This window comes from Streptomyces sp. NPDC053493 (assembly GCF_044544825.1).
Taxonomy (GTDB): Bacteria; Actinomycetota; Actinomycetes; order Streptomycetales; family Streptomycetaceae; genus Streptomyces.
The window spans coordinates 138,685-161,989 of sequence record NZ_JBITXS010000004.1 but is presented as its reverse complement, the minus strand read 5'-3'; the positions used below and the strand labels follow the sequence as shown (position 1 = coordinate 161,989).

The 23,305-nt window shown below is 71.7% G+C and carries 18 protein-coding genes and 1 riboswitch; of the genes, 8 read left to right on the top strand and 10 right to left on the bottom strand.

The window, feature by feature from the left end:
- The first annotated feature begins 323 nt into the window (after window positions 1-323).
- Window positions 324-1,061 carry an IclR family transcriptional regulator gene (locus ACIGO8_RS14055; RefSeq protein ID WP_399730041.1) on the top strand — a complete coding sequence of 246 codons (738 nt, stop codon included), beginning with the start codon at window positions 324-326 and terminating at the stop codon, window positions 1,059-1,061.
- A gap of 136 nt (window positions 1,062-1,197) precedes the next feature.
- Entirely contained in the window at window positions 1,198-1,632 is a 435-nt protein-coding gene (locus ACIGO8_RS14050; protein ID WP_399730038.1) for an SsgA family sporulation/cell division regulator, read from the top strand.
- 126 nt (window positions 1,633-1,758) lie between these two features.
- Here the strand turns inward: ACIGO8_RS14050 and ACIGO8_RS14045 are convergent, their stop codons facing one another.
- A complete protein-coding gene (locus tag ACIGO8_RS14045; RefSeq protein WP_399728947.1) occupies window positions 1,759-3,135 on the bottom strand; it encodes a YibE/F family protein in 1,377 nt (458 codons plus the stop codon).
- Between the two features lie 72 nt (window positions 3,136-3,207).
- Window positions 3,208-3,323, top strand: a riboswitch (TPP riboswitch).
- Between ACIGO8_RS14045 and thiC the strand changes: the two genes are divergently transcribed.
- Window positions 3,318-5,111, top strand: coding sequence for a phosphomethylpyrimidine synthase ThiC (gene thiC, locus ACIGO8_RS14040; protein ID WP_399728944.1), 1,794 nt, complete (start codon window positions 3,318-3,320; stop codon window positions 5,109-5,111). Its footprint overlaps the riboswitch before it by 6 nt.
- A 131-nt stretch (window positions 5,112-5,242) precedes the next feature.
- Here the strand turns inward: thiC and ACIGO8_RS14035 are convergent, their stop codons facing one another.
- From ACIGO8_RS14035 to ACIGO8_RS14025, 3 genes are all read right to left on the bottom strand, one after another.
- Window positions 5,243-6,115, bottom strand: coding sequence for a hypothetical protein (locus tag ACIGO8_RS14035; protein ID WP_399728942.1), 873 nt, complete (start codon window positions 6,113-6,115; stop codon window positions 5,243-5,245).
- Between the two features lie 161 nt (window positions 6,116-6,276).
- A complete protein-coding gene (locus tag ACIGO8_RS14030; protein ID WP_399728939.1) occupies window positions 6,277-7,695 on the bottom strand; it encodes a metallophosphoesterase in 1,419 nt (472 codons plus the stop codon).
- Window positions 7,696-7,907: 212 nt separating this feature from the next.
- Window positions 7,908-9,014, bottom strand: coding sequence for a LacI family DNA-binding transcriptional regulator (locus ACIGO8_RS14025; RefSeq protein ID WP_128975982.1), 1,107 nt, complete (start codon window positions 9,012-9,014; stop codon window positions 7,908-7,910).
- A 356-nt stretch (window positions 9,015-9,370) separates the two neighbouring features.
- On the opposite strand from ACIGO8_RS14025, the gene hisC reads away from it, so the two are divergent.
- Window positions 9,371-10,492, top strand: a complete 1,122-nt coding sequence (gene hisC / locus ACIGO8_RS14020) for a histidinol-phosphate transaminase (protein WP_399728936.1) — start codon at window positions 9,371-9,373, stop codon at window positions 10,490-10,492.
- A 28-nt stretch (window positions 10,493-10,520) separates the two neighbouring features.
- Here the strand turns inward: hisC and ACIGO8_RS14015 are convergent, their stop codons facing one another.
- Window positions 10,521-10,898 (bottom strand): cyclophilin-like fold protein, encoded by a 378-nt coding sequence (locus tag ACIGO8_RS14015; protein WP_399728934.1) that lies wholly within the window; start codon window positions 10,896-10,898, stop codon window positions 10,521-10,523.
- A gap of 214 nt (window positions 10,899-11,112) precedes the next feature.
- Here ACIGO8_RS14015 and ACIGO8_RS14010 point away from each other — a divergent pair, with 214 nt between their 5' ends.
- From ACIGO8_RS14010 to ACIGO8_RS13995, 4 genes are read left to right on the top strand one after another with little or no spacing between them, the layout of a single operon-like run.
- Window positions 11,113-12,618, top strand: coding sequence for a cytochrome ubiquinol oxidase subunit I (locus ACIGO8_RS14010; protein ID WP_399728931.1), 1,506 nt, complete (start codon window positions 11,113-11,115; stop codon window positions 12,616-12,618).
- 26 nt (window positions 12,619-12,644) lie between these two features.
- The gene (gene cydB, locus ACIGO8_RS14005) at window positions 12,645-13,649 is read left to right on the top strand and encodes a cytochrome d ubiquinol oxidase subunit II (protein WP_399728928.1); all 1,005 of its coding nucleotides are present in this window, start codon (window positions 12,645-12,647) and stop codon (window positions 13,647-13,649) included.
- 44 nt (window positions 13,650-13,693) lie between these two features.
- Window positions 13,694-17,392: a thiol reductant ABC exporter subunit CydD gene (gene cydD / locus ACIGO8_RS14000; RefSeq protein WP_399728926.1), complete on the top strand. Its 3,699-nt coding sequence runs from the start codon at window positions 13,694-13,696 to the stop codon at window positions 17,390-17,392.
- Between the two features lie 20 nt (window positions 17,393-17,412).
- The gene (locus ACIGO8_RS13995) at window positions 17,413-19,155 is read left to right on the top strand and encodes a GAF domain-containing protein (protein ID WP_399728923.1); all 1,743 of its coding nucleotides are present in this window, start codon (window positions 17,413-17,415) and stop codon (window positions 19,153-19,155) included.
- Window positions 19,156-19,253: 98 nt separating this feature from the next.
- Here ACIGO8_RS13995 and ACIGO8_RS13990 read toward each other — a convergent pair whose 3' ends face one another.
- The 5 genes from ACIGO8_RS13990 to ACIGO8_RS13970 all read right to left on the bottom strand — a co-directional run bounded on the left by ACIGO8_RS13990 (window position 19,254) and on the right by ACIGO8_RS13970 (window position 23,219).
- Entirely contained in the window at window positions 19,254-20,120 is an 867-nt protein-coding gene (locus ACIGO8_RS13990) for a Cof-type HAD-IIB family hydrolase (RefSeq protein WP_399728921.1), read from the bottom strand.
- Window positions 20,121-20,226: 106 nt separating this feature from the next.
- Complete coding sequence (locus ACIGO8_RS13985) at window positions 20,227-21,129, bottom strand: LLM class flavin-dependent oxidoreductase (RefSeq protein ID WP_399728918.1); 903 nt, start codon at window positions 21,127-21,129, stop codon at window positions 20,227-20,229.
- 22 nt (window positions 21,130-21,151) lie between these two features.
- Window positions 21,152-21,610: a hypothetical protein gene (locus tag ACIGO8_RS13980; RefSeq protein WP_399728915.1), complete on the bottom strand. Its 459-nt coding sequence runs from the start codon at window positions 21,608-21,610 to the stop codon at window positions 21,152-21,154.
- A gap of 8 nt (window positions 21,611-21,618) precedes the next feature.
- The gene (locus ACIGO8_RS13975; RefSeq protein ID WP_399728912.1) at window positions 21,619-22,182 is read right to left on the bottom strand and encodes an RNA 2'-phosphotransferase; all 564 of its coding nucleotides are present in this window, start codon (window positions 22,180-22,182) and stop codon (window positions 21,619-21,621) included.
- Window positions 22,183-22,289: 107 nt separating this feature from the next.
- Window positions 22,290-23,219 (bottom strand): MerR family transcriptional regulator, encoded by a 930-nt coding sequence (locus ACIGO8_RS13970; RefSeq protein WP_399728909.1) that lies wholly within the window; start codon window positions 23,217-23,219, stop codon window positions 22,290-22,292.
- Between the last annotated feature and the right edge of the window lie 86 nt (window positions 23,220-23,305).

Sequence of the window (23,305 nt, the reverse complement as noted above, 5' to 3'; positions counted from 1 at the left end):
CGCCGGCGCCGGTAGCACGAGTTACCCACTGGTATGACGCCCCTGCCGGCCATTAGCCCGGCAGGGGGAACGCACCGGACGAAACCCGTGTGGCCCAGGGGCCTGCCCTTAGAGTGAAAACCTCTGCCGCCCCGGGAACCACAGGCGTAGACCCGCACCGACCGGCGTGATCGTGCCTGTCCCCGCCGGGTCCGCCACCGGACCCCACGGGTCCCAGGCCGCGGCGGGCGCGCGGGGGCGGCCCCCGCGGGCGGGTGCGACGCACTCGTCGTCACGCCTGGGGGTGACCTTTGGCCACTGCTTCGCAGCCCGCTGCTCCTACGCTGATCGGCTCGGTGCAGCGCGCCCTGAGACTGCTCGAGGCCGTGGGCTCCCACGAGGACGGGGCCCCCGCCAAACAGCTCGCGCGCGAGGCGGGACTCCCGCTTCCCACCGCGTACCACCTGCTCCGCACCCTGACGCACGAAGGCTATCTGCGCCGCGAGAAGGGTGTGTTCGTGTTCGGCGACGCCGCGGGCCGTCTGGTCGGCGGCGGAGTTCTGCAGAATCGTCGCACCAAGATCGAAGACTCTCTCGCCCACTGGCGGGACGCCATCGGCGTGCCCGTCTACTTCGCCGTCTACCGCGAAGGCGAGATCGAGCTCGTCTCGGTCGCCGACACTCCCACCGCGCCCGCCGTCGAGGAGTGGGCCGACTTCCGGGAGACCGGGCACGCGCACGCGATCGGGCAGTGCCTGCTGAGCCAACTCGATCTGAAGAGCCGTCAAGACCACCTCGAGCGGCACCCGGTGGAGGCCATCACTCCGTACACGGTGCGTAATCGCCGGTCCCTTTTGGACCGTTTGGGTCGTATGGGGCGAATGGAACCCCTGGTGGAGCGTCAGGAATATGCGCTCGGCACGGTCTGCGCCGCCATTCCCCTCACCGCGGGGTCCACAGCGGCCGCGATGGCGATTTCACTCCCACTCCACCAGGAAGAGCGATTGCTCCCCGCGATCGACCGGCTACAGAATGAGATCGGGAAGCTCTTCAGCTCCCTCGCGTTCTCTATCAGTATCTGAAAAATCACTCCTTGTGATCTGCTAGCGCTTCGAGCACGATTGCGTCAAGAGGGCCAAGAGGGATCATTCCTGGCCGTTTCGACCACTCCTTCAAGCGGCGTGTTCACACAACTGCCCATCTAATGCGGGGTACATGATGCGAGAGACGGTTCAGGCCGAGGTTCTGATGAGCTTCCTCGTCTCCGAGGAGCTCGCCTTCAGGATCCCGGTGGAACTGCGGTACGAGACCCGCGACCCCTATGCGGTGCGGATGACCTTCCACCTGCCCGGAGACGCGCCCGTCACCTGGGCGTTCGGCCGTGAGCTGCTGCTCGACGGGATCAACCGGCCCAGCGGGGACGGCGATGTGCACATCGCCCCGACCGATCCCGAGGTGCTCTCCGACGTGACGATCCGGCTCCAGGTCGGCAGCGACCGCGCCCTGTTCCGGGCGAGCGCGCCACCGCTGGTCGCCTTCCTCGACCGTACGGACAAGCTCGTCCCGCTCGGTCAGGAACGGACGCTGGGCGACTTCGAGGACAACCTGGAGGCGGCGCTCGGGCGGATCCTGGCGGAGGAGAACGCGGGCTGACCGCTCAAGCGGCCCGACCGGACCCCACGACCGGATCGGCGGCCGCGCCCGACACGTAGGCCCTGACCCGGGCCCGACTCCGCCCTGACCCGGGCCCGACCCGGCCTTCGCCCTGCCCTCACGCGGTCACTTGGCCCTCCGGCGGCGGCCGCCCCCGCCGCCCCGGACGCCGCGACCGCTCCGTACGCCACCGCCACGACCATCGCCCGCGCCCCCCGCCGCGTCCGCGGCTCCCGGCCGGTCGGCCGACACCACCAGCGCCGCGAGGCCGGTCGTGAGCGGGACCGAGGCGACCAGGCCGATCGACCCGACCAGCGTGCGGACGATCTCCTCCGCGACCAGCTCGCTGTTGGCCACCGTCCCCACGCTGCTCTGCGCGATGGAGAACAGCAGCAGCAGTGGCAACGCGGCGCCGGCGTAGGCGAGCACCAGGGTGTTCACCACCGAGGCGATGTGGTCGCGGCCGATCCGGATCGCGGCCCGGTACAGCGCCCGCGGCCCCATCGTCGGGTCGGCCTGGTGGAGTTCCCAGACCGCCGAGGTCTGCGTGACCGTCACGTCGTCGAGCACGCCGAGCGAACCGATGATGATGCCGGCGAGCAGCAGGCCGGACATGTCGAGTTCCGGGTAGAGGCCGTGGATGAGGCCGGTGTTGTCGTCGGTGTTGCCGCTGAGCGAGGCCCAGTCGATGAACACCGAGCCCAGCAGACCGATCAGCAGCAGCGAGATCAGGGTGCCGAGCACCGCGACCGAGGTGCGGGCGGACAGCCCGTGGCACATGTAGAGCGCGATCAGCATGATCGCGCTCGACCCGACGACCGCGACCAGCAGGGGATTCGAGCCCTCGAGGATCGCCGGCAGGATGAAGAGGGTCAGCACCAGGAAGCTCACGGCGAGCGCGATCAGCGCCATCACGCCGCGCATCCGGCCCACGACCACGACGGCGAGCGCGAAGATGCCGGCGAGCACCGCGATCGGCACCTTCCGGTTCACGTCGGTGACCGAGTACTGCAGGTCGCGCGGGGCGTCGGGCGCGTACGCCACCACCACGCCCTGGCCCTCGTGGAGTTGCCGCGGCGCGTCCGGCTGCACGATCTCGGTGAACGTACGGCCCTTGTTCGGGCCCGTGGTGACCTCGACGTTCGCCTTGGCGCACTGGCCCTGCTGGGAGTTGACCGCCTCGCGGCCCTCCGGTGTCGAGGTGTCGCCGGTCGGCGGGACCTGGGCGGCGTTCACGTCCTTGCAGTCGACGTGCTCGACGGAGACGACCTTGCCCTGCTCGGTCTGCCGGTCGAAGCCGACGCCGGTGCGCTGGTGGGCGGGCGTGCCGCCGGGCCACAGCACCACGAGCCCGACGACCACGGCGGTGGCGAAGGGGATCAGGACGGCGGCGATGACTCTGCGCAGATGCCGGGAGACGGGCGCGGCGGGCCCGTGGCCGTGGCTGTGGCCGTGGCCGTGCGGTTCGCCGTGCGGTTCGGGGGTCTGATGCGTGGGAGTCACGGGTCGATCATCGCAAGAACAGGTGGGGCCCCACTGTTCAGCACGCCAGGGATGACGCTAGCGTGGTGGCACCTTTGCACACGCGGGAGCTCGGAGCACCGGGCTGAGAGGGCGCTGACGATTCGCTGCGCCGACCGCCGAACCTGTTACCGGGTAATGCCGGCGTAGGGAGATTCGGTCTCATGACCATTCAGGATGCACGCACGCCTGCCTCCGGCCAGAACGGCTCGGGTGACCAGCAGGAGCGCACGCCGGGCTGGCACAAGGGATACGTCGAGGGTTCCCGCCCCGACCTCCGGGTGCCCGTCCGCCAGGTGCACCTCACCAACGGCAAGGACGTGACGCTGTACGACACGTCCGGTCCGTACACCGACCCCACCCTCGACACCGACGTCCGACGCGGCCTGCCGCCGCTGCGCGAGAACTGGATCATCGCGCGCGGCGACACCGAGGAGTACGCGGGCCGTCCCGTCCGTCCCGAGGACGACGGGATCAAGCACACCTCGCCGCGCGGCGGCGGTCTGAAGAACCTCGACGCGGTCTTCCCGGGCCGGCCGCGGCTGCCCCGCCGGGGCCGCGGCGGTCAGGCCGTGACCCAGCTCGCGTACGCCCGCCGTGGCGAGATCACGCCGGAGATGGAGTTCGTCGCGATCCGCGAGAACGTCGCTCCCGAGGTCGTCCGCGAGGAGATCGCGGCCGGCCGCGCCGTGCTCCCGGCCAACGTCAACCACCCGGAGATCGAGCCGATGATCATCGGCAAGCGTTTCCTGGTGAAGGTCAACGCCAACATCGGCAACTCCGCCGTCACCTCCTCCATCGAGGAGGAGGTGGAGAAGATGACCTGGGCGACCAAGTGGGGCGCCGACACGGTCATGGACCTGTCCACCGGCCGCAACATCCACACCACCCGCGAGTGGGTGCTGCGCAACTCCCCCGTGCCGATCGGCACCGTGCCGCTCTACCAGGCCCTGGAGAAGGTCGACGGCAAGGCCGAGGAGCTGACCTGGGAGATCTACAAGGACACGGTCGTCGAGCAGGCCGAGCAGGGCGTCGACTACATGACGGTGCATGCCGGCGTGCTGCTGCCGTACGTGCCGCTGACCGCCCGCCGCAAGACCGGCATCGTCTCGCGCGGCGGCTCGATCATGGCCGCCTGGTGCCTCGCGCACCACAAGGAGAACTTCCTCTACACGAACTTCGAGGAGCTCTGCGAGATCCTCGCGGCGTACGACGTCACGTACTCGCTCGGCGACGGCCTGCGGCCCGGCTCGATCGCGGACGCCAACGACGACGCCCAGTTCGCGGAGCTGCGCACGCTCGGCGAGCTGAACACGATCGCCAAGCGCATGAACGTCCAGACGATGATCGAGGGCCCGGGCCACGTCCCGATGCACAAGATCAAGGAGAACATCGACCTCCAGCAGGAGATCTGCGAGGAGGCGCCGTTCTACACGCTCGGCCCGCTGACCACGGACGTCGCGCCCGCGTACGACCACATCACCTCGGGCATCGGCGCGGCGATGATCGCCTGGTGGGGCACGGCGATGCTCTGCTACGTCACGCCCAAGGAGCACCTGGGCCTGCCGAACAAGGACGACGTGAAGACCGGCGTGATCACCTACAAGATCGCGGCGCACGCGGCGGACCTGGCGAAGGGGCACCCGGGCGCGCAGGAGTGGGACGACGCGCTGTCCGACGCGCGCTTCGAGTTCCGCTGGGAGGACCAGTTCAACCTGGCCCTCGACCCGGACACGGCCCGGGAGTTCCACGACGAGACGCTGCCGGCGGAGCCCGCGAAGACGGCGCACTTCTGCTCGATGTGCGGGCCGAAGTTCTGCTCGATGAAGATCTCCCAGGACATCCGCCGCGAGCACGGCGGTGACCTGAAGGCCGAGGAGATCGAGGCGGGCATGGCGGAGAAGTCGGCCGAGTTCGCGGCGGCCGGCAACCGGGTCTACCTGCCGATGGCGGAGTAGCCGGACCGCCTTCGAACCGAGGGGCCGGCCCGCGACGTCCCGGGGGAGTCGCGGGCCGGCGCCCTCAGCCTGTGCGCTGTTCGGGCGGGCCGGCGTTGTCCGCCTGTGCGTTGTTCGGTGGGCCGGCGTCCTCAGCCGGTGCGCTGTTCGGGCGGGCCGGCGTCCGGGCCGGTGAGGTCGGGGTCGGCGAAGCCCGGGCCGGTGAAGCCGGGGCTGGTGAAGTCAGGGCCGGTGAAGTCGGGGCTCGCGTAGGCCGGGCGCGGGGCCGGCGCGCCCTCGGCCGGGCTGGTGAAGTCCGGCCCGCTGTATCCCACCTTGGGGATACGGCCGGCCGGCGGCGGTGACTGGTCCGGCAGGGGCGGCGGCGCGGCGGCGAGGGCGTCGCGGAGGAACGGCAGCACGCCGCGTTCGAGGAGCGCCCGGCACCAGGCCGCGCGGGCGCGGGACAGCTCGTCGTCGGGAGCCTGGGCGGGGACTTCGGTGGCGCTGTTGCGCAGCGCCGTGACGAGGAGTCCCACCGCGGCGCAGAGCAGTCCGGCCGCGGCGACCACGCCGAAGAAGAGGCCCGCGGTGAGCAGGGTGTCGGCGAAGGCGGGCGCCGGGTTCAGCATCTTCAGGACGGCGCCGACCAGCAGGAAGATCACGGCGGCGGTGCCCGCGAGGATCGGGGCGAGGACGGTGACGACGGCGACGAAGCCCGCGCCGCCCGCCTCTCCCAGGAGCTCGCCCGTACCGCTGCCGCTGCCGCCGGCGGTGCCGGTCGAGCGGACCTGCTCGCGGACCTGCTCGCGTACCTTCACGAAGTGGTCGTACTCGGTCGCGGCGGCGGTGGTGATGAGCGTGGTCGCGTTCAGCGCCATCGCACGCAGCTGGGTGGTGGTGAGCCGGTTCCCGACCTCGGCGAGATCCGGATGGTCATGCGCGTTGCGCAGTGCGTCGTCGAGGACCCGCTCGAACTCGGCGCGGTCCTCGGTCAGCAGGTGCGGAGCCACGTTCATGTGCATCCCCCGATGCTCCGTAAGGGCCGGAACCGGCCGTGCGGAACGGCAGGTCGGGCGGAAACGGAGGAGAGCCTGCTACGGATGAGCCGATGGTATTGCGGTTACGACACGCGTTGACAGGGTGTTTCGGGAAATCGCCTTCCCCGGATGCGTACGGTTATGCCTCAGGCGGGCAGGGGGAGTTGGACGACCAGCAGCTTTCCGGCCATGGTCACACCGCCGTCCATCGCGATGGCGAGGCCGTCCGCGTACACGTGCGGTCCGTCGACGACCGGGCGCTCGCCCTCCTCGCCGTCCTCCGTGCCGACCTGGCCGAGAAGGTACGGAATGGGGCTGTGGCCGTGCACGATCCGGCGCCCGCCGTAGGTGCCGAGCAGCTCCTGCACCGCCTGCGGGCCGGCGGCCTCGTCGCGGAAGGCGAAGCGCTTGGTGAACTTCCGGAAGAGGTCCCAGACCTCGTCGGCGTCGTTGCGGTTGAGGATCTCGTGGACCTTGTCGTTGACGTCCTCGATGGTGCCGCCGTACTCCAGATACGCGGTGGTGTCCGAGTGCAGGAGCAGATGGCCGTCCTCCTCCACCACGGCGTCGAGGCGGGACATCCACTGGAGGTGGACGTCCTGGAGGCGGTCCATGTCGTGCTTCTGGCCGCCGTTGAGCAGCCAGGCGGCCTGGAAGGTGGCGGTGCCGGCGCCCGAGCTGACGGGCGTGTCGCCGAACCGCTTGGCGCCGATGAGCAGCAGCTCGTGATTGCCCATCAGGGCCTTGCAGTAGCCGCCGGCGGCGGCGGCCTCGGCGGACAGGCGCATGACGAGGTCGATGACACCGATGCCGTCGGGGCCGCGGTCGGTGAAGTCGCCGAGGAACCACAGGCGGGCGTTGCCGGCGGACCAGACGCCGTTCTCGTCGATCAGGCCCTGGGCGTGCAGCGCCTGGAGCAGCTCGTCGAGGTATCCGTGCACGTCGCCGACGACGTAGAGCGGGCCGGGGCCGTCGCCCTGGGCCGGCGCGGGCGCGGCGGCGGGCTGAGGCGCGGCGGGCACGTGGACCTGGACCGTGTCGCCGCGGTTGATGACGGGCAGGTCGCGCTCGGTCGGGGTGTAGCCCTCGGGCGGCTCGTCGGCGGGGTAGGCGTTGCCGGGGTGCCCGGCGTCGACGGACCCGACCGGCTGTCCGACCGGCGCGGTGGACCCGACCGGCTGGGCGGCCGGCTGGGCGGGGGCGATTGGCTGGGCGGGTGCGACGGGCTGGGCCGGCGGGGCCGGTGCGGCGCCCGTGGCCACCGCGACGATGCCGCTCACCGCGGCGGTGGGGGCGGTGGGGGCAGCTGGGGCGGCGGCGGACGCGGCGGGTGCGGCGGGTGCGGCCGGGGTGGCCGGCGAGGCCGGAGCGGGAGCCGCGGCGGGTGCGGCGGGGGCCGCGGGAGCGCCGTGGCCCTCGGCCGGGCTGCCGAGGTGCAGCGTGGCGTCGGCCGGAAGCGGCTCGACCGCGTGACCCTGGACAGGCACCCGGGCGTACGGAGGTACACGGAAGTCACGCAACGTCGCCGTGCGGACCACGGGTTCCTGACCGGCCCCCTGTGTCATCGACCCCTCCACCACCGTCGCGATGCCCTGCACATCGCGGACCGTCCTGGTCGTGGTGGTCCGCGGTGTCGTCCGCCCATCATAGGAATGAGGGTCCTCCTGTGTGACGCACCAGGGGTGGTGAATCCGGGTCCACTCCGGGTTCACCGGTTGTTTCGCCCGAATTGAGAAGGTCCAGGCCAGGGTAGGGCCCTACGGCCCTACCCCAGGGATCAGTCCTTCGAGGGAGAGCGCGGCGGGCTGACCGTCGTCCGCGGCGACCTTCGCTGCGAGGAGGTGCGGACGATCAGCTCCGTCGGTATCACCCGCTCGACCGGCCCGTCCGTCTCGATGCCCTCGATCGCGTCGATGAGCAGCTGGACGACGGCGGTGCCGATCCGGCGCGGCTTGAGCGAGAGCGTCGTGATGGGCGGTTCGGTGTTGGCGTAGACGGTCGACTCGCTGCAGCAGACCAGCAGCAGGTCGTCCGGCACCCGCAGCCCGTAGCGGCGGGCCGCCGCGAGCAGGTCGGTGCCGTTGGGGTCGAAGAGCCCGTAGACGGCGTCGGGCCGGTCCGGGCGGGCGAGCAGCCGGTCGGCCGCGACCGCGCCCGCGCACGGGTCGTGCGCCGGATAGGCCTCGTAGACGGGATCCTGGCCCACGCGCTCGCACCAGTTGAGGTACGCGGTGGTGGACAGCCGGGTGTAGGTGTCGGTGGTGGTGCCGGTGAGGAGGCCGATCCGGCGGGCGCCGGCGGCGGCGAGGTGGTCGAGCAGGTCGAGGACGGCCGCCTCGTGGTCGTTGTCGACCCAGGCGGTGACCGGCAGGGTGCCGGCCGGGCGGCCGTCGGAGACGACGGGAAGCCCTTGGCGGACGAGTTCGGTGACGACGGGGTCGTGGTCGGAGGGGTCGATGACGACGGTGCCGTCGAGGGCGACGTTCGACCAGACGTCGTGTCGGGAGGTGGCGGGGAGGATGACCAGGGCATAGCCGCGGGCGAGCGCGGCCGAGGTGGCGGCTCTGGCCATCTCCGCGAAGTACGCGAATTCGGTGAAGGTGAAAGGTTCATCCCCGTACGTCGTCACGGTCAGGCCGATGAGTCCCGACTTGCCGGTACGGAGGGTGCGGGCCGCGGCGGACGGGCGATAGCCCAGCCGGTCTGCGACCTCGCGGACGTGACGGCGGGTGGCGTCCGGGAGCCGGCCCTTGCCGTTGAGCGCGTCGGAGACAGTCGTGATGGAGACCCCGGCGGCGGCGGCCACGTCCCGGATGCCCGCCCGGCCCTGCCGGCTTCCCCGGGTCTGTGCCCGGCTCACCTGGTGCTTCCCTGCTGCTGTCATGGCGAGCCGATAGTAGGGCGATGGGGGTGGGTCGAGCCGGTCGCATATGCAGGCATTGACAGGCACGTTTCTGCAAGATCGAATACGGTCAATCACCTTGGAAAATAAGGTAGTTCGGGGATAAGGCATGGGACCTGCCGACATCGATGCCCATGAGCCTGGCGAGAGGACGAGGTCTCGAAGAGGTCTCAACTCACCTCTACGGGCGATGCGCGCCACGGCGCTCGCCACCGGCGCGCGCCACCCCTGCGCGCGCTCCCCTCGTTGCCGCTCCGTTGTCCACAGGCCATTCGCAGCGGGGCCGAATCCTCATAAGGTGAGGAGTATTGGTGGTACGGACGGTCGAGGAGGACACAGTGAGCGAGACGAGCGGTACGGGCACGGGGACGGCCGGCGGGGCGGGCGCGCCCAGCCCGAAGCTGCGCGCCGAGCTGGACGGCATCCCCACCTACAAGCCGGGCAAGCCGGCCGCCGCGGGCGGTGCGGTCGCCTTCAAGCTGTCCTCCAACGAGAACCCGTATCCGCCGCTGCCCGGCGTGATGGAGAGCACGCTGGCCGCGGCCGCGAACTTCAACCGCTACCCGGACATGGCCTGCACGGGCCTGACGGAGGAGCTGGCCAACCGCTTCGGTGTGCCCGTCTCGCACGTGGCCACCGGCACCGGTTCGGTGGGCGTGGCGCAGTCCCTGCTCCAGTCCACCTCGGGCCCGGGCGACGAGGTGATCTACGCCTGGCGCTCCTTCGAGGCGTACCCGATCATCACCCAGATCAGCGGCGCCACCTCGGTGCAGGTGCCGCTGACCGAGGGCGAGGTGCACGACCTCGACGCGATGGCCGAGGCGATCACCGACCGGACCCGGCTGATCTTCGTCTGCAACCCCAACAACCCCACGGGCACCGCCGTGCGCCGCGCGGAGCTGGAGCGCTTCCTCGACCGGGTGCCCTCCGACGTCCTGGTGGTCCTCGACGAGGCGTACCGCGAGTTCGTCCGCGACACGGACGTCCCGGACGGCATCGAGATCTACCGTGACCGGCCGAACGTGGCGGTGCTGCGGACCTTCTCGAAGGCGTACGGGCTCGCCGGCCTGCGGGTGGGCTTCGCGATCGCCCATGAGCCGGTGGCCGCGGCGCTGCGCAAGACGGCGGTGCCGTTCGGAGTGAGCCAGCTCGCGCAGGACGCGGCGGTGGCCTCGCTGCGGGCGGAGGACGAGCTGCTCGGGCGGGTCGGCTCGCTGGTGGCCGAGCGCGAGCGGGTCCATGCGGGGCTCGTGGCCCAGGGCTGGACCGTGCCGGACACCCAGGCGAACTTCGTCTGGCTGCGGCTCGGCGAGCGGACCATGGACTTCGCGGCGGAGTGCGAGCGGCACGGCGTGGTGGTGCGGCCGTTCGCGGGGGAGGGCGTGCGCGTCACGATCGGTGAGTGCGAGGCGAACGACCTGTTCCTCAAGGCGGCGGAGGGCTTCCGCAAGGACGTCTAGCGTCCGAGGCGGGTCCGAGTTCGTCAGGTCAGTCGACGACCTCGACCCGGATCGGGTCGCCGTCCCTGACGGTGGCCAGGATCCGCGGGTCGCCTTCCAGCGTGCCCAGGATGTTGCAGGGGCTCGCGAGCCGCGGTTCGTCCCCGCGCGAGATCGGCGTGGGTCCGTAGGGGAGGGCGAGCGCGTCGCCCTCCGTCCAGAAGGCCACCGTGCCCGGCGCGACCACCTGACGGGCGTCGGGCTCGACGGGCACGGAGACCGGTGTGTCGAAGTAGACCTCCTCGCCCCAGGTCCGGGCGGTGGAGGAGATCGGGAGAGCCCCCACGAGCGCCTTGCTCGTGGGGGTTTCGTCGATGGCGGCCGTGGTGTGACCGGCGGGCCAGGAGATGCGAATCCGAAGGGTCATGGCCCGGATTCAACAATATGTTGAAGGTCTTGGGAAGAGGCCACCTTCGGGAGGAGGGTCCGTAGGGGGACCCCGCCTGGCGGTACGGATTTCGTATGAGCCATAATGCTTGTGAATGTGAACGCGTTCACAAGCGTGTCCCGATTCCTCCCTGGATGGGTGGATATAAAGGGGCAAACTGCCGATGTGACCACGCGATGTAAGGAGAAACGTCGTGGACCTAGCTCTTGCGCCAGAGACTCTGGCGCGCTGGCAGTTCGGGATCACCACCGTCTACCACTTTCTCTTCGTCCCGCTGACGATCTCCCTCGCCGCGCTCACCGCCGGCCTCCAGACGGCGTGGGTGCGCACCGAGAAGGAGAAGTACCTCAGGGCGACGAAGTTCTGGGGCAAGCTCTTCCTGATCAACATCGCGATGGGCGTCGTCACCGGCATCGTGCAGGAGTTCCAGTTCGGCATGAACTGGTCCGACTACTCGCGCTTCGTCGGTGACGTCTTCGGCGCGCCCCTGGCCTTCGAGGCGCTGATCGCGTTCTTCTTCGAGTCCACGTTCATCGGGCTGTGGATCTTCGGCTGGGACAAGCTGCCGAAGAAGATCCACCTCGCCTGCATCTGGATGGTGTCGATCGGCACCATCCTGTCCGCGTACTTCATCCTGGCCGCCAACTCCTGGATGCAGCACCCGGTCGGCTACAAGTACGACGCTCGGCGGGGGCGGGCGGAGCTCACCGACTTCTGGCACGTCCTCACGCAGAACACCGCCCTCACCCAGTTCTTCCACACGATGACGGCGGCGTTCCTGGTCGGCGGCGCCTTCATGGTCGGCATCTCCGCCTTCCACCTGGCGCGCAAGAAGCACGTCCCGATCATGCGGACCTCGCTGCGGCTCGGCCTGATCACGCTGATCATCGCCGGCCTCGGCACCGCCGTCAGCGGTGACCTGCTCGGCAAGGTCATGTTCAAGCAGCAGCCCATGAAGATGGCCGCCGCCGAGGCGCTGTGGGACGGCGAGGCGCCCGCGCCCTTCTCCGTCTTCGCCTACGGCGACGTCGAGAAGGGCCACAACACGGTGGCCATAGAGGTCCCGGGCCTGCTGTCGTTCCTCGCCAACGACGACTTCAGCTCGTACGTCCCGGGCATCAACGACGTCAACAAGGCCGAGCAGGAGAAGTTCGGGCCCGGTGACTACCGGCCCAACATCCCGGTCGCGTACTGGGGCTTCCGCTGGATGATCGGCTTCGGCATGGCCTCGCTGGCCATCGGCGTCGTCGGGCTCTGGCTGACCCGCAAGAAGTTCATGCTGGCGCCGGGGCTGCGGACCGGTGAGGACGAAGTGCCGCATCTGGTCCTGTTCAAGCGGAAGGCGCTCAGCCCCCGGCTGACCCACTGGTACTGGATCGTCGCCCTCTGGACCATGGCCTTCCCGCTGATCGCCAACTCCTGGGGCTGGATCTTCACCGAGATGGGCCGCCAGCCGTGGGTCGTCTACGGCGTGCTGCGCACCCGGGACGCCGTCTCGCCCGGTGTCTCGCAGGGCGAGGTGCTCACCTCGATGATCGTCTTCACCCTGCTCTACGCCGTCCTCGCCGTCGTCGAGGTCCGGCTGCTCGTCAAGTACGTGAAGGCCGGTCCGCCGGAGCTCACCGAGGACGACCTCAACCCGCCCACCCGGATCGGCGGGGACCGTGACGCCGACCGCCCCATGGCCTTCTCGTACTGAGGCTCAGGAGATCAGGAGACCGAGTCATGGAACTCCACGACGTCTGGTTCGTGCTCATCGCCGTCCTCTGGATCGGCTACTTCTTCCTCGAGGGCTTCGACTTCGGGATCGGCGTCCTGACCAAGCTGCTCGCCCGTGACCGGGCCGAGAAGCGGGTCCTCATCAACACCATCGGACCCGTCTGGGACGGCAACGAGGTGTGGCTGCTCACCGCGGGCGGCGCCACCTTCGCCGCCTTCCCCGAGTGGTACGCGACGCTGTTCTCCGGCTTCTACCTGCCGCTGCTGATCATCCTCGTGTGCCTGATCGTCCGCGGCGTCGCCTTCGAGTACCGCGCCAAGCGGCCCGAGGAGAACTGGCAGCGCAACTGGGAGCAGGCCATCTTCTGGACCTCCCTCGTCCCGGCCTTCCTGTGGGGCGTGGCCTTCGGCAACATCGTGCACGGTGTGAAGATCGACGCCGAGATGGAGTACGTGGGCGGCTTCTTCGACCTGCTCAACCCGTACGCGCTGCTCGGCGGCCTGGTCACGCTCACCCTCTTCACCTTCCACGGCGCGGTCTTCGCGGCGCTCAAGACGGTCGGGGACATCCGGACCCGGGCCCGTTCGCTCGCGCTCAAGCTGGGTCTGGTCACGGCCGTGCTCGCGCTCGCCTTCCTCCTGTGGACCCAGGCGGACAAGGGCGACAGCTGGAGCCTGATCGCGCTGGTGATCGCGGCGGTGGCGCTGGTCGGAGCGATCGGGGCGATCCGGATCGGGCGCGAGGGCTGGTCGTTCGCGCTCTCGGGCGTCACGATTGCGTCGGCGGTGGCGATGCTGTTCCTGACGCTCTTCCCGAACGTCATGCCGTCCTCGCTCGACCCCGCGTGGAGCCTGACGGTGACGAACGCCTCGTCCAGCCCGTACACGCTCAAGATCATGACGTGGTGTGCGGCGATCGCGACCCCGCTGGTGCTGCTCTACCAGAGCTGGACCTACTGGGTGTTCCGTAAGCGGATCGGCACGCAGCACATCGCCGACGCGGCGCACTAGCCGACGCACACCGGCCGACCCTCTGCCAGGGGAGCATGTTTCACGTGAAACCGATCGATCCGCGGCTCATGCGGTACGCCAGGGCGACCCGCTTCTTCCTCGGGGCGGTGGTCGTGCTCGGCCTCGTCGGGGCGGCGCTCATCGTCGGCCAGGCGATGCTGATCGCCGAGGTCGTGGTGGGTGCCTTCCAGCAGGGCCGGTCGGTTTCCGAGCTCGGCACGCCTCTGCTGCTGCTCGCCGCGGTGGCGGTGGGGCGGGGCCTGGTCTCCTGGCTCACCGAGCTCGCCGCCCACCGGGCGAGCGCGGCGGTCAAGTCCGAACTGCGCGGCCGGCTGCTCCAGCAGGCCGCGCGGCTCGGACCGGGCTGGCTCAGCGGTCAGCGGGCCGGCTCGCTGGCCGCGCTCGCGACCCGGGGCGTGGACGCGCTCGACGACTACTTCGCCCGCTATCTTCCGCAGCTGGGCCTCGCGGTCGTGGTGCCGGTGGCGGTGCTGGCGAGGATCGTCACCGAGGACTGGGTGTCGGCCGCGATCATCGTGGTGACGCTGCCGCTCATCCCGGTCTTCATGATCCTGATCGGCTGGTACACCCAGGCCCGGATGGACCGCCAGTGGAAGCTGCTGTCCCGGCTTTCGGGGCACTTCCTCGACGTGGTGGCCGGCCTTCCCACCCTCAAGGTCTTCGGCCGGGCCAAGGCCCAGGCCGAGAACATCCGGTCGATCACCGGCGAGTACCGGCGGGCCACGATGCGGACGCTGCGCATCGCGTTCCTGTCCTCCTTCGCACTGGAACTCCTGTCGACCCTGTCGGTCGCGCTGGTCGCGGTCACCATCGGCATGCGGCTGGTCCACGGCGAACTCGACCTCTTCACCGGGCTCGTCATCCTGATCCTGGCGCCCGAGGCGTATCTGCCGCTGCGGCAGGTGGGGACGCAGTACCACGCGGCGGCGGAGGGGCTCGCCGCCGCGGAGGAGATCTTCGAGGTCCTGGAGAGCCCGCTGCGCGGCGGCGGTACGGGAGCGGTGCCGGCCTCGCCCGTACGGCTTGAGCTCGACCGGGTGACGGTCCGGCACCCGGGGCGGGCCGAGCCCTCGCTGGACGCGGCCTCGCTCACCGTCGAGCCCGGCGAGACCGTGGCCCTGGTCGGGCCGAGCGGCGTCGGCAAGTCCACGCTCCTGGACGTGGTGCTCGGCTTCACGGCGCCGGAGCAGGGCGGCTCGGTCCGGGTCGGCGGCGTGGACCTCGCCGCGCTCGACCTGGAGGAGTGGCGGTCCCGGATCGCCTGGGTGCCGCAGCGGCCCTATCTCTTCGCCGGGACGATCGCCGACAACGTCCGGCTCGCCCGGCCGGACGCCTCCGACGACGCCGTGCGGCAGGCCCTGCGGGACGCGGGCGCGGACGACTTCGTCGCCGACCTCCCGGACGGCGCGGACACCCTGCTCGGCGAGGACGGTGCCGGACTCTCGGCCGGCCAGCGCCAGCGGCTCGCCCTGGCCCGCGCCTTCCTGGCCGACCGGCCCGTACTGCTCCTCGACGAACCGACCGCGGCGCTCGACGGTGACACCGAGGCCGCCGTGGTCTCGGCCGTCCGCCGTCTCTCCGTCGGCCGCACCGTCCTCCTCGTGGTCCACCGCCCGGCACTCCTCGCGCTCGCGGACCGGGTGGTCCGGCTCGCCCCGCAGTCGTCGCGGGCGGCGGGAGCCGACACCGCGACCGAGGCGGGCGCGGGCCCGGCGCATGTGGCGGGTCTGCTGTCGGACGGCGCTCCGGCGCCGGTCGAGGCCGTTGCGCCTGCTGTCGCTGCCGATGCTGCCGCTGCGGTGGTGGCCGATGAGGCCGCGACCGAGGCCGGGGGCCCCGTGGGTGGCGACGGCCCGGCGGCGGCCGGTCAGGGCGGCCCCGCGATGTCGGTGGCGCCGGTGGGCGACGGTCCGGACGGGGCCGGGCCGGGCCGGGCCGGCGGGGCCGCGGGCTCCGTGCTGCGGCGCGTGCGGGCGACGGCCGGCGCCCTGCGCGGGCGGGTCGTGCTCGCGCTGCTGCTGGGGAGCCTGGCGCTGGCATCGGCCGTGGGTCTCATGGCCGTGTCCGGGTGGCTCATCTCGCGGGCCTCCGAACAGCCGCCCGTGCTCTATCTGATGGTCGCCGTCACCGCCACCCGCGCCTTCGGCATCGGGCGGGCCGTGTTCCGGTACGCGGAGCGGCTGGTCTCGCACGACGCGGTGCTGCGGATGCTCGCCGACCTGCGGGTCGCGGTCTACCGGCGGCTGGAGCGGATCGCGCCCGCCGGCCTGCGCCGCACGCGCCGCGGTGATCTGCTGGCGCGGCTGGTCCAGGACGTCGACGCGCTCCAGGACTACTGGCTGCGCTGGCTGCTGCCGGCCGGTGCCGCGCTCGTCGTCGGCATCGGATCCGTCGGTTTCACCGCGTGGCTGCTGCCCGAGGCCGGAGCCGTGCTCGCCGCGGGCCTGCTGGTCGCCGGTGTGGCCGTGCCGGTGGCCGGCGGCGCGCTCGCCCGTCGCGCGGAGCGGCAGCTCGCACCCGCGCGCGGCGCGCTCACCACCTCCGTCGTCGACCTGCTCCGGGGCTGCGCCGAACTCACCGTGGCCGGCGCCCTGAAGGGCCGGGTCGCCCGGGCCGCGGCGGCCGACCGTACGCTCACCGCCATCGCCTCCCGGCAGTCCGCCGCCACCGCGCTCGGAGCGGGCCTGTCCGCCCTGGTCTGCGGCGTCACGGTGGCCGCGGCCGCGCTGGTCGGTGTGCGGGCGGTAGGCGAGGGCCGGCTGGCCGGCGTGGCGCTCGCCGTCGTCGTGCTGACCCCGCTCGCCGCCTTCGAGGCCGTCACCGGTCTGCCGCTCGCCGTCCAGTACCGCCAGCGGGTCCGCCGTAGCGCCGAGCGGGTCTTCGACGTGCTCGACGCGCCCGTCCCCGTACACGAGCCGGCGACGCCCGCCACTCCCCCGGCGAGTCCGTTCCCGCTGGAGCTGGCCGGGCTTTCGGCGCGGTACGCCGGGCAGGTGCGGCCGGCCCTCGCGGACTTCGGCCTCACGCTGGAGGCCGGGCGCCGGGTCGCCGTGGTCGGCGTGTCCGGGTCCGGCAAGACGACGCTCGCGCAGGTGCTGCTGCGCTTCCTGGACGCCGAGTCGGGAACGTACCGGCTCGGCGGGATGGCCGCCGAGGGGCTCGACGGCGACGACGTACGCCGCTTCGTGGGCCTGTGCGCGCAGGACGCCCACCTCTTCGACAGCACCCTGCGCGAGAACCTGCGCCTCGCCCGGACCGGCGCGGACGACGCCGAGCTGCGCGAGGCGCTCGGCCGGGCCCGGCTCCTGGAGTGGGTGGACGGGCTGCCCGACGGCCTCGACACCCTGGTCGGCGAGCACGGTTCGCGGCTGTCCGGCGGACAGCGCCAGCGCCTCGCGCTCGCCCGCGCGCTGCTCGCCGACTTCCCGGTGCTTGTCCTCGACGAGCCGGCCGAGCACCTGGACCTGGCCACCGCCGACGCGCTCACCGACGACCTGCTGCGGGCCACCGAGGGTCGCACCACCGTCCTCATCACCCACCGCCTGCACGGTCTCGACGCCGTCGACGAGCTCGTGGTCCTCGATCGCGGCCGGACGGTGCAGCGCGGGACGTACGAGGAGCTGGCGGCGGCCGACGGGCCGCTGCGGCGGATGCTGGAGCAGGAGCGGGAGAGCGATCTGCTGCTGACGACCGGCAACACCCCGACTTTTCTTGCCAAATAGGACTTACTAGGCTCGGGCTCATGACCGCCGCCGTGCCCGACGCCCCGGACCCGCTCCACGCCGGCCCGCCGCAAGCCGATCCGCTGGACGCCGCGACGCAGGCCGCGCGCAGCCTGCACGGCCTGTCCACCGAACTCACCGCCCGCGTTCCCCAGCTCCTGGAGGCGATGCGTTCGGTCGGCACCGGCCTGGAGCTGCACTCCACGCTCGACCGGATCTGCGAGACCGCCGCCGAACTCGCCGACGCCCGCTACGCCGCCCTCGGCGTGGTCGACGAGGAGGGCGACGGCCTGTCCGACTTCGTCACGTACGGCGTCGGCGAGGACGTCGCCCACCGGATCGGGCACCGGCCCGACGGGCACGCGGGGCTGCTCGGCGCGCTCATCCGCGAGCCGCGGACGATCCGTCTCGCCGACCTGTCGGCCGATCCGCGCGCGGCCGGCCTCCCGCCCGGCCACCCGCCGATGCGGACCTTCCTCGGCGTCCCGATCCGCGTCCAGGGCGAGATCTTCGGCAACCTCTACCTCGCGGAGAAGAACGGCGGCGGCGAGTTCAACGACGACGACGTCCACATGGTCCGGGTGCTCGCGACCGAGGCCGGGATCGCCATCGGCAACGCCCGGCTCTACGAGGCCGCCCGGCAGCGCGAGCGCTGGATCGACGGCTCGGTCGCCGTCACCACCGCCCTGCTGTCCGGCGGCGACGCCGACGACGCGCTCACGGTCGTCGCCGAGCAGGCCCGCCGCCTCGCCGACGCGGCCGCGGGCGTCGTGCTGCTGCCGGCCGAGGAGGGCGGCCTGGAGATCGTCGCCGTCTCCTCGCCGCGCGCGACCACGTCGCTCGGCGTGGTCGTCCCGCCGGAGAGCCCCGTGGTGGAGCGGCTGATGGCGGGCGAGGCGGTGTTCGTGTCCGACGCCTCCGCCGATCCGCGGATGCTCACCCGGCTCTCCGCCGCGTACGGGCCGGCGATGCTGCTGCCGCTGCAGAGCGGCGGGCGGGTGCTCGGCGCGCTCGCCACGCCGCGGGCGCGCGGGGAGCGGCAGTTCACGGAGGCCGAGCGGACCCTGGCCACCCAGTTCGCCTCACAGGCGGCGCTCGCGCTGATGATGGCCGAGGCGCAGCGCGACCGTGAGCGGCTCGCCGTCTTCGAGGACCGCGACCGCATCGCGCGCGACCTGCACGACCTGGTCATCCAGCGGCTGTTCGCCACCGGGATGATGCTGGAGAGCGCCCAGCGCAGGTCGCTCGTGCCGGCCGTGCAGGAGGGCGTCGGCAAGGCGGTGGACGAGCTGGACGTGACCATCCAGGAGATCCGTACGGCGATCTTCGCGCTCCAGCAGGGGCCGGCCGAGGCTCCGTCGGGGCTGCGCACCCGGGTCCTGCGCGAGATCAACATGGCGGCGGTGCCGCTGGGCTTCAAGCCGGCCCACCGCTTCATCGGCGCGATCGACTCGACGGTCGGTGACCTGACCGGCAAGAACCTGATCGCCGCGCTGCGCGAGGCGCTCTCGAACGCCTTCCGGCACGCGGAGGCCGCCCGGATCGAGGTGGTCGTCGACGCCACCGTCACCCTGCCGGACGGCGCCCAGGGCGTCCGGCTCTCGGTCGCGGACGACGGCGTGGGCATCCCGGCGGACGGCCGTCGCAGCGGTCTGCGCAATCTCGCCCGGCGGGCCGAGTCGCTCGGCGGCGCGAGCTGGTGCGGCCCGGGCCTCGGCGAGGCCGGCGGCGGTACGACGGTGGTGTGGCAGGCCCCGCTCTAGGCGCCACGGGCACGGCGGAGGAACCTCCAGGAGCCGGGAGCGAGGGCGCGGCCGGGGTGGCGGGACCGAGGGCCGCGGCCGAAGGGCCCGCCCGTCTGTCAGGCCATGCCGGCGCGGGCGGCCTCGGCGACGAGTTCCTCGATGATCACGGCCACGCCGTCGTCGTTGTTGCCGACCGTACGGCCGGAGGCGGCGGCGATCACGTCGGGGTGGGCGTTGCCCATGGCGAAGGAGCGGCCCGCCCAGCTGAGCATCTCGATGTCGTTGGGCATGTCGCCGAAGGCCACGACCTCCTCCGGCGTGATGCCGCGCTCGGCGCAGCAGTGGGCCAGGGTGGAGGCCTTGGAGACGCCGAGGCCGCTGATCTCGATGAGGGCGGTGGGGCTGGAGCGGGTGAAGGAGGCCAGCTCGCCGGCGGCCTCGCGGGCGGTGGCGAGGAAGACGTCCGGGTCGAGCTCGGGGTGCTGGGCGAGCAGCTTGAGCACGGGCGCGGCGGCGCCCGGGTTCTCCTCGAAGAGAAGCTTCTCGGCGGTGGCGACGGTGGCGCCCGGGTCGAGGAAGAAGGGCGGGTACTCCGGCTCGTAGTGGATGCCGGTGGTGAGCTCGACGGCGAAGCTGGTGCCGGGGGCCGCGGCCCGCAGGGCCCGGACGACGTCCAGGGCGACGGGCCGCTCCAGCGGGCGGACCTCGAGGAACGTTCCGCCGGCGTGGAGGTCGACGACCGCGGCGCCGTTGGCGCAGATGGCGAGGCCGTGGCCGTGCACGTGATCGCTGACGACGTCCATCCAGCGGGCCGGGCGGCCGGTGACGAAGAAGACCTCGATGCCGGCGCGCTCCGCGGCGGCGAGCGCGGCCACCGTGCGGTCCGAGACGGACTTGTCGTCCCGCAGCAGGGTGCCGTCGAGGTCGGTGGCGATCAGCCGGGCGGGCCGGGCTTCGGGGCGCGCGGAGTGGGATGAGGTCACCGGTCCATTGTTCCGCACCTTGTGCACGGGCGTGCGAGGGGGCGCACATCTGAGTGGCTTTGTGTGGCCCCCTCGCCACCCTGCGCAGTGGCGGATCCGGCCGTTCTCAGCCCAGCTGGGCGACGGCCTCGGTGGCGATCTTCTCGAAGACGGCCTGGTCGGCGGCGAAGACGGAGTCGGGAATCGGCCAGTGGATCACGATCTCGGTGACCCCGAGCTCCTGGTGGCGGCCGGCGAAGTCGACGAAGGCGTCGTGGGAGTCGAGGACGGTGTTCCGCTCGGGCGTGAAGCCGGCGAGCAGGATCTTGTCCAGCTCCGTCGCGTCCCGGCCGATCTCCGCGCAGGCCTTGCCGAGCTTCTCGATCTGGCCGCGGATCGCCGCGAGCGACTGCTCCGGTGTCCCCTCCTCGTACAGCTTCGGGTCGCCCGTCGTGACCCACGCCTGGCCGTGGCGCGCCGCGAGCTTCAGGCCGCGCGGGCCGGTCGCCGCGACGGCGAAGGGCAGCCGGGGCCGCTGGACGCAGCCGGGGATGGTGCGGACGTCGTCCGCGGTGTAGAAGTCGCCGTGCTGCGTCACGGACTGCTCGGTGAGGAGCCGGTCGAGCAGCGGCACGAACTCGGCGAAACGGTCGGCGCGCTCCCGCGGCGTCCAGGCCTCCTGTCCGAGCGCGGTGGCGTCGAAGCCGTTGCCGCCGGCGCCGATGCCGAGGGTGACGCGGCCGCCGGAGATGTCGTCGAGCGACAGGAGCTCCTTGGCGAGGGTCACGGGGTGCCGGAAGTTCGGCGAGGTGACGAGCGTGCCGAGGCGCAGCCGCTCGGTGGCGGTGGCGGCGGCGGTGAGCGTCGGCAGGGCGCCGAACCAGGTGCGCTCCCGGAAGGAGCGCCAGGACAGGTGGTCGTAGGTGTAGCCGGCGTGGAAGCCGAGCTCCTCGGCGCGCTGCCATGCGGCGCGGCCGCCCTCGTGCCAGCGGTGGACGGGAAGGATCACGGTGCTCAGGCGCAGAGTCATACCGACGAGCGTACGTGCGTGGTCAGCGTGTCTTGCGGGAGAGCCAGGGGCTGAGGGTGGGCCGCAGGACGAGTTCCTTGTAGGTCTCGTCGCCGGGAAGCGGGACGATCAGCCACCAGCCGGGCGGGAAGAAGCGGCCCTTCACATGGGCGAGGCCGCCGTGGACGGAGCGGAGGAAGGCGGGCACGGAGTCGCGCGGCACGTCGTCGAAGACGACGCCTTCGACGGTGATCCTCGCGTCGTCCTCCGGGTAGAGCTGGACGGTGACGGAGGGCGTGCCGCCGAGTTCGACGTAGGCCTCGTGGGGCAGGGAGCCGTCCGGGTCGAGGACGGCGAAGGCGCCGGCGGAGGTGCGGCGGGAGGTCTGGTCGGCGCCGATGTCGTCGGTGACGGTCATCTCCAGGCCGAATTCCCGGGCGATCTCGCGGACGGCGGCGACGGCCGACTCGGTGGTGGGCAGGTGCGGGTGTGCGGCTCCCATGGGGACGATCATGCCTTAGGGCCGTGGGGGTCGGGGAAGCGGATGAACTCCGGCGGTACGGCGTCGGTGAGCCAGACGCCGTTGGCGCTGAGGCGGAAGACGTGGCCGGCCCGGTGCATGGCGCCCGCGTCGACGCTCAGCACCACGGGGCGGCCCCGGCGGGCGCCGACCCGGGTGGCGGTCTCGCGGTCGGGCGACAGGTGCACGTGGTGGCGGGCCATCGGGCGCAGGCCCTCGTCCCGGATGGCGGGGAGCCGGGCGGCGACCGTACCGTGATACAGGTACGCGGGCGGTTCGGCGGCCGGGAGGCCGAGGTCGACCGGGACGGTGTGGCCCTGGCTGGCCCGGATGCGGGTGCCCTCGACGGCGAAGCGCTTCTTGTCGTTGGTGGCGACGACGTGGTCGAGTTCGGCGCGGGTGATCGGGAAGCCGTGCGCGGCGGCGGCCGCGAGGAGGGTGTCGATCTCGGTCCAGCCGTGCGGATCGAGCACGAGCCCGATGCGTTCGGGCTGGTGGCGCAGGTGTTTCGAGAGGTACTTCGACACCTTCACGGTGCGTTTCTCGTCATTCATGAATTCATTGAAGCCATAGGTTTGATCCACAGCCAAGTACATTTATCCACAGGCTAGTTGGCGTTTCTGTGGACAACGGCCGTGGATCAACAGGTAACTTGACCGATTTAGCTGCTGTCTGCGGCATTTGAGGTAAGAGTGTCCAATGTCCTTGTCTGTACCTCTCGTTCGGTGGCGGCAGTGACGAACGCGGCGACGTTTTCCGCGCCAACGAGCCGCTCCACGGCCCGAATCGTCTCCGGCGGCACGGGCACCGAACGGGGCTCGCGGTCGACCGGCGGCGGTGCTCCGGGCGACAGGTGGAACTGGAGGTGACGGGTCGCCAGCAAACGCATCGCGCGGGCGAGTTCGGCGTCGACGGTCTGCTGGGCGAGCGGCCGCAGGCGCCGCACCATGCTCGCCGCCTCCTCCGCGTCGGCGTCGGTCGGCGGCCGGTGCTCCAGGTAGCGGGCGAAGACGTGCTCGGTCGTGAACTCCAGGAAGCGGGCGGCGATGTGCTCGACCTGATCGCGAAGTTCCCTCAGATGACCGGTGATCGCGGACAGCGGCACGCCCGCCGCGTGCAACTCGGCGGCCACCGCCAGCTCTTGAGGACTGGGGACCAGATACTCCTCGGTGTCCCGGTCCGGAATGCGCTCCAGGACACCGAGCTCGATCGCCTCCCGGACGGCGTCCTCGTCGGGCGTGCCGCCGAAGCGGGCGTCGAGTTCGGACCGCGAGATCCGGTCGGCCTCCTCGTCCGTCCACGGCCCGTCGACCTCGGCGACCAGGCCGAGCACGCCGCCGAGCCCGCGGCCGGCGTCCCAGGCCTCCAGGAGTTCCTTGATGGAGGCCAGGGTGTAGCCGCGGTCCAGGAGGTCCGCGATCTGGCGCAGCCGCGCCAGATGCGTGTCCCCGTACACGTTCGACCGGCCGCGCCGCTCCGGGCGGGGCAGCAGGCCGCGGTCCTGGTAGGCGCGGATGGTGCGGACCGTGGCCCCGCTGTGATGGGCCAGATCCTCGATCCGGTACTCCGGCTGTGCTGACTGCTCGGACAAACCCGCTCCCACCGACCGCTCCCTTCACCCCGCCGCCGCGACGCCCTCCCGCGAGGGGATCGTACGACCGACCCGCGCGAGGCCCC

Excerpts from the sequence above, each read along its gene's own strand:
- ACIGO8_RS13980 (WP_399728915.1), bottom strand. The coding sequence starts at position 21,610 with ATGGGAGCCGCACACCCGCACCTGCCCACCACCGAGTCGGCCGTCGCC.
- ACIGO8_RS13975 (WP_399728912.1), bottom strand. The coding sequence starts at position 22,182 with ATGAATGACGAGAAACGCACCGTGAAGGTGTCGAAGTACCTCTCGAAA.
- thiC (WP_399728944.1), top strand. The coding sequence starts at position 3,318 with ATGACCATTCAGGATGCACGCACGCCTGCCTCCGGCCAGAACGGCTCG.
- ACIGO8_RS13985 (WP_399728918.1), bottom strand. The coding sequence starts at position 21,129 with ATGACTCTGCGCCTGAGCACCGTGATCCTTCCCGTCCACCGCTGGCAC.
- ACIGO8_RS14015 (WP_399728934.1), bottom strand. The coding sequence starts at position 10,898 with ATGACCCTTCGGATTCGCATCTCCTGGCCCGCCGGTCACACCACGGCC.
- ACIGO8_RS14050 (WP_399730038.1), top strand. The coding sequence starts at position 1,198 with ATGCGAGAGACGGTTCAGGCCGAGGTTCTGATGAGCTTCCTCGTCTCC.
- ACIGO8_RS14025 (WP_128975982.1), bottom strand. The coding sequence starts at position 9,014 with ATGACAGCAGCAGGGAAGCACCAGGTGAGCCGGGCACAGACCCGGGGA.
- cydB (WP_399728928.1), top strand. The coding sequence starts at position 12,645 with ATGGAACTCCACGACGTCTGGTTCGTGCTCATCGCCGTCCTCTGGATC.
- ACIGO8_RS14035 (WP_399728942.1), bottom strand. The coding sequence starts at position 6,115 with ATGCACATGAACGTGGCTCCGCACCTGCTGACCGAGGACCGCGCCGAG.
- ACIGO8_RS13995 (WP_399728923.1), top strand. The coding sequence starts at position 17,413 with ATGACCGCCGCCGTGCCCGACGCCCCGGACCCGCTCCACGCCGGCCCG.
- ACIGO8_RS14030 (WP_399728939.1), bottom strand. The coding sequence starts at position 7,695 with ATGACACAGGGGGCCGGTCAGGAACCCGTGGTCCGCACGGCGACGTTG.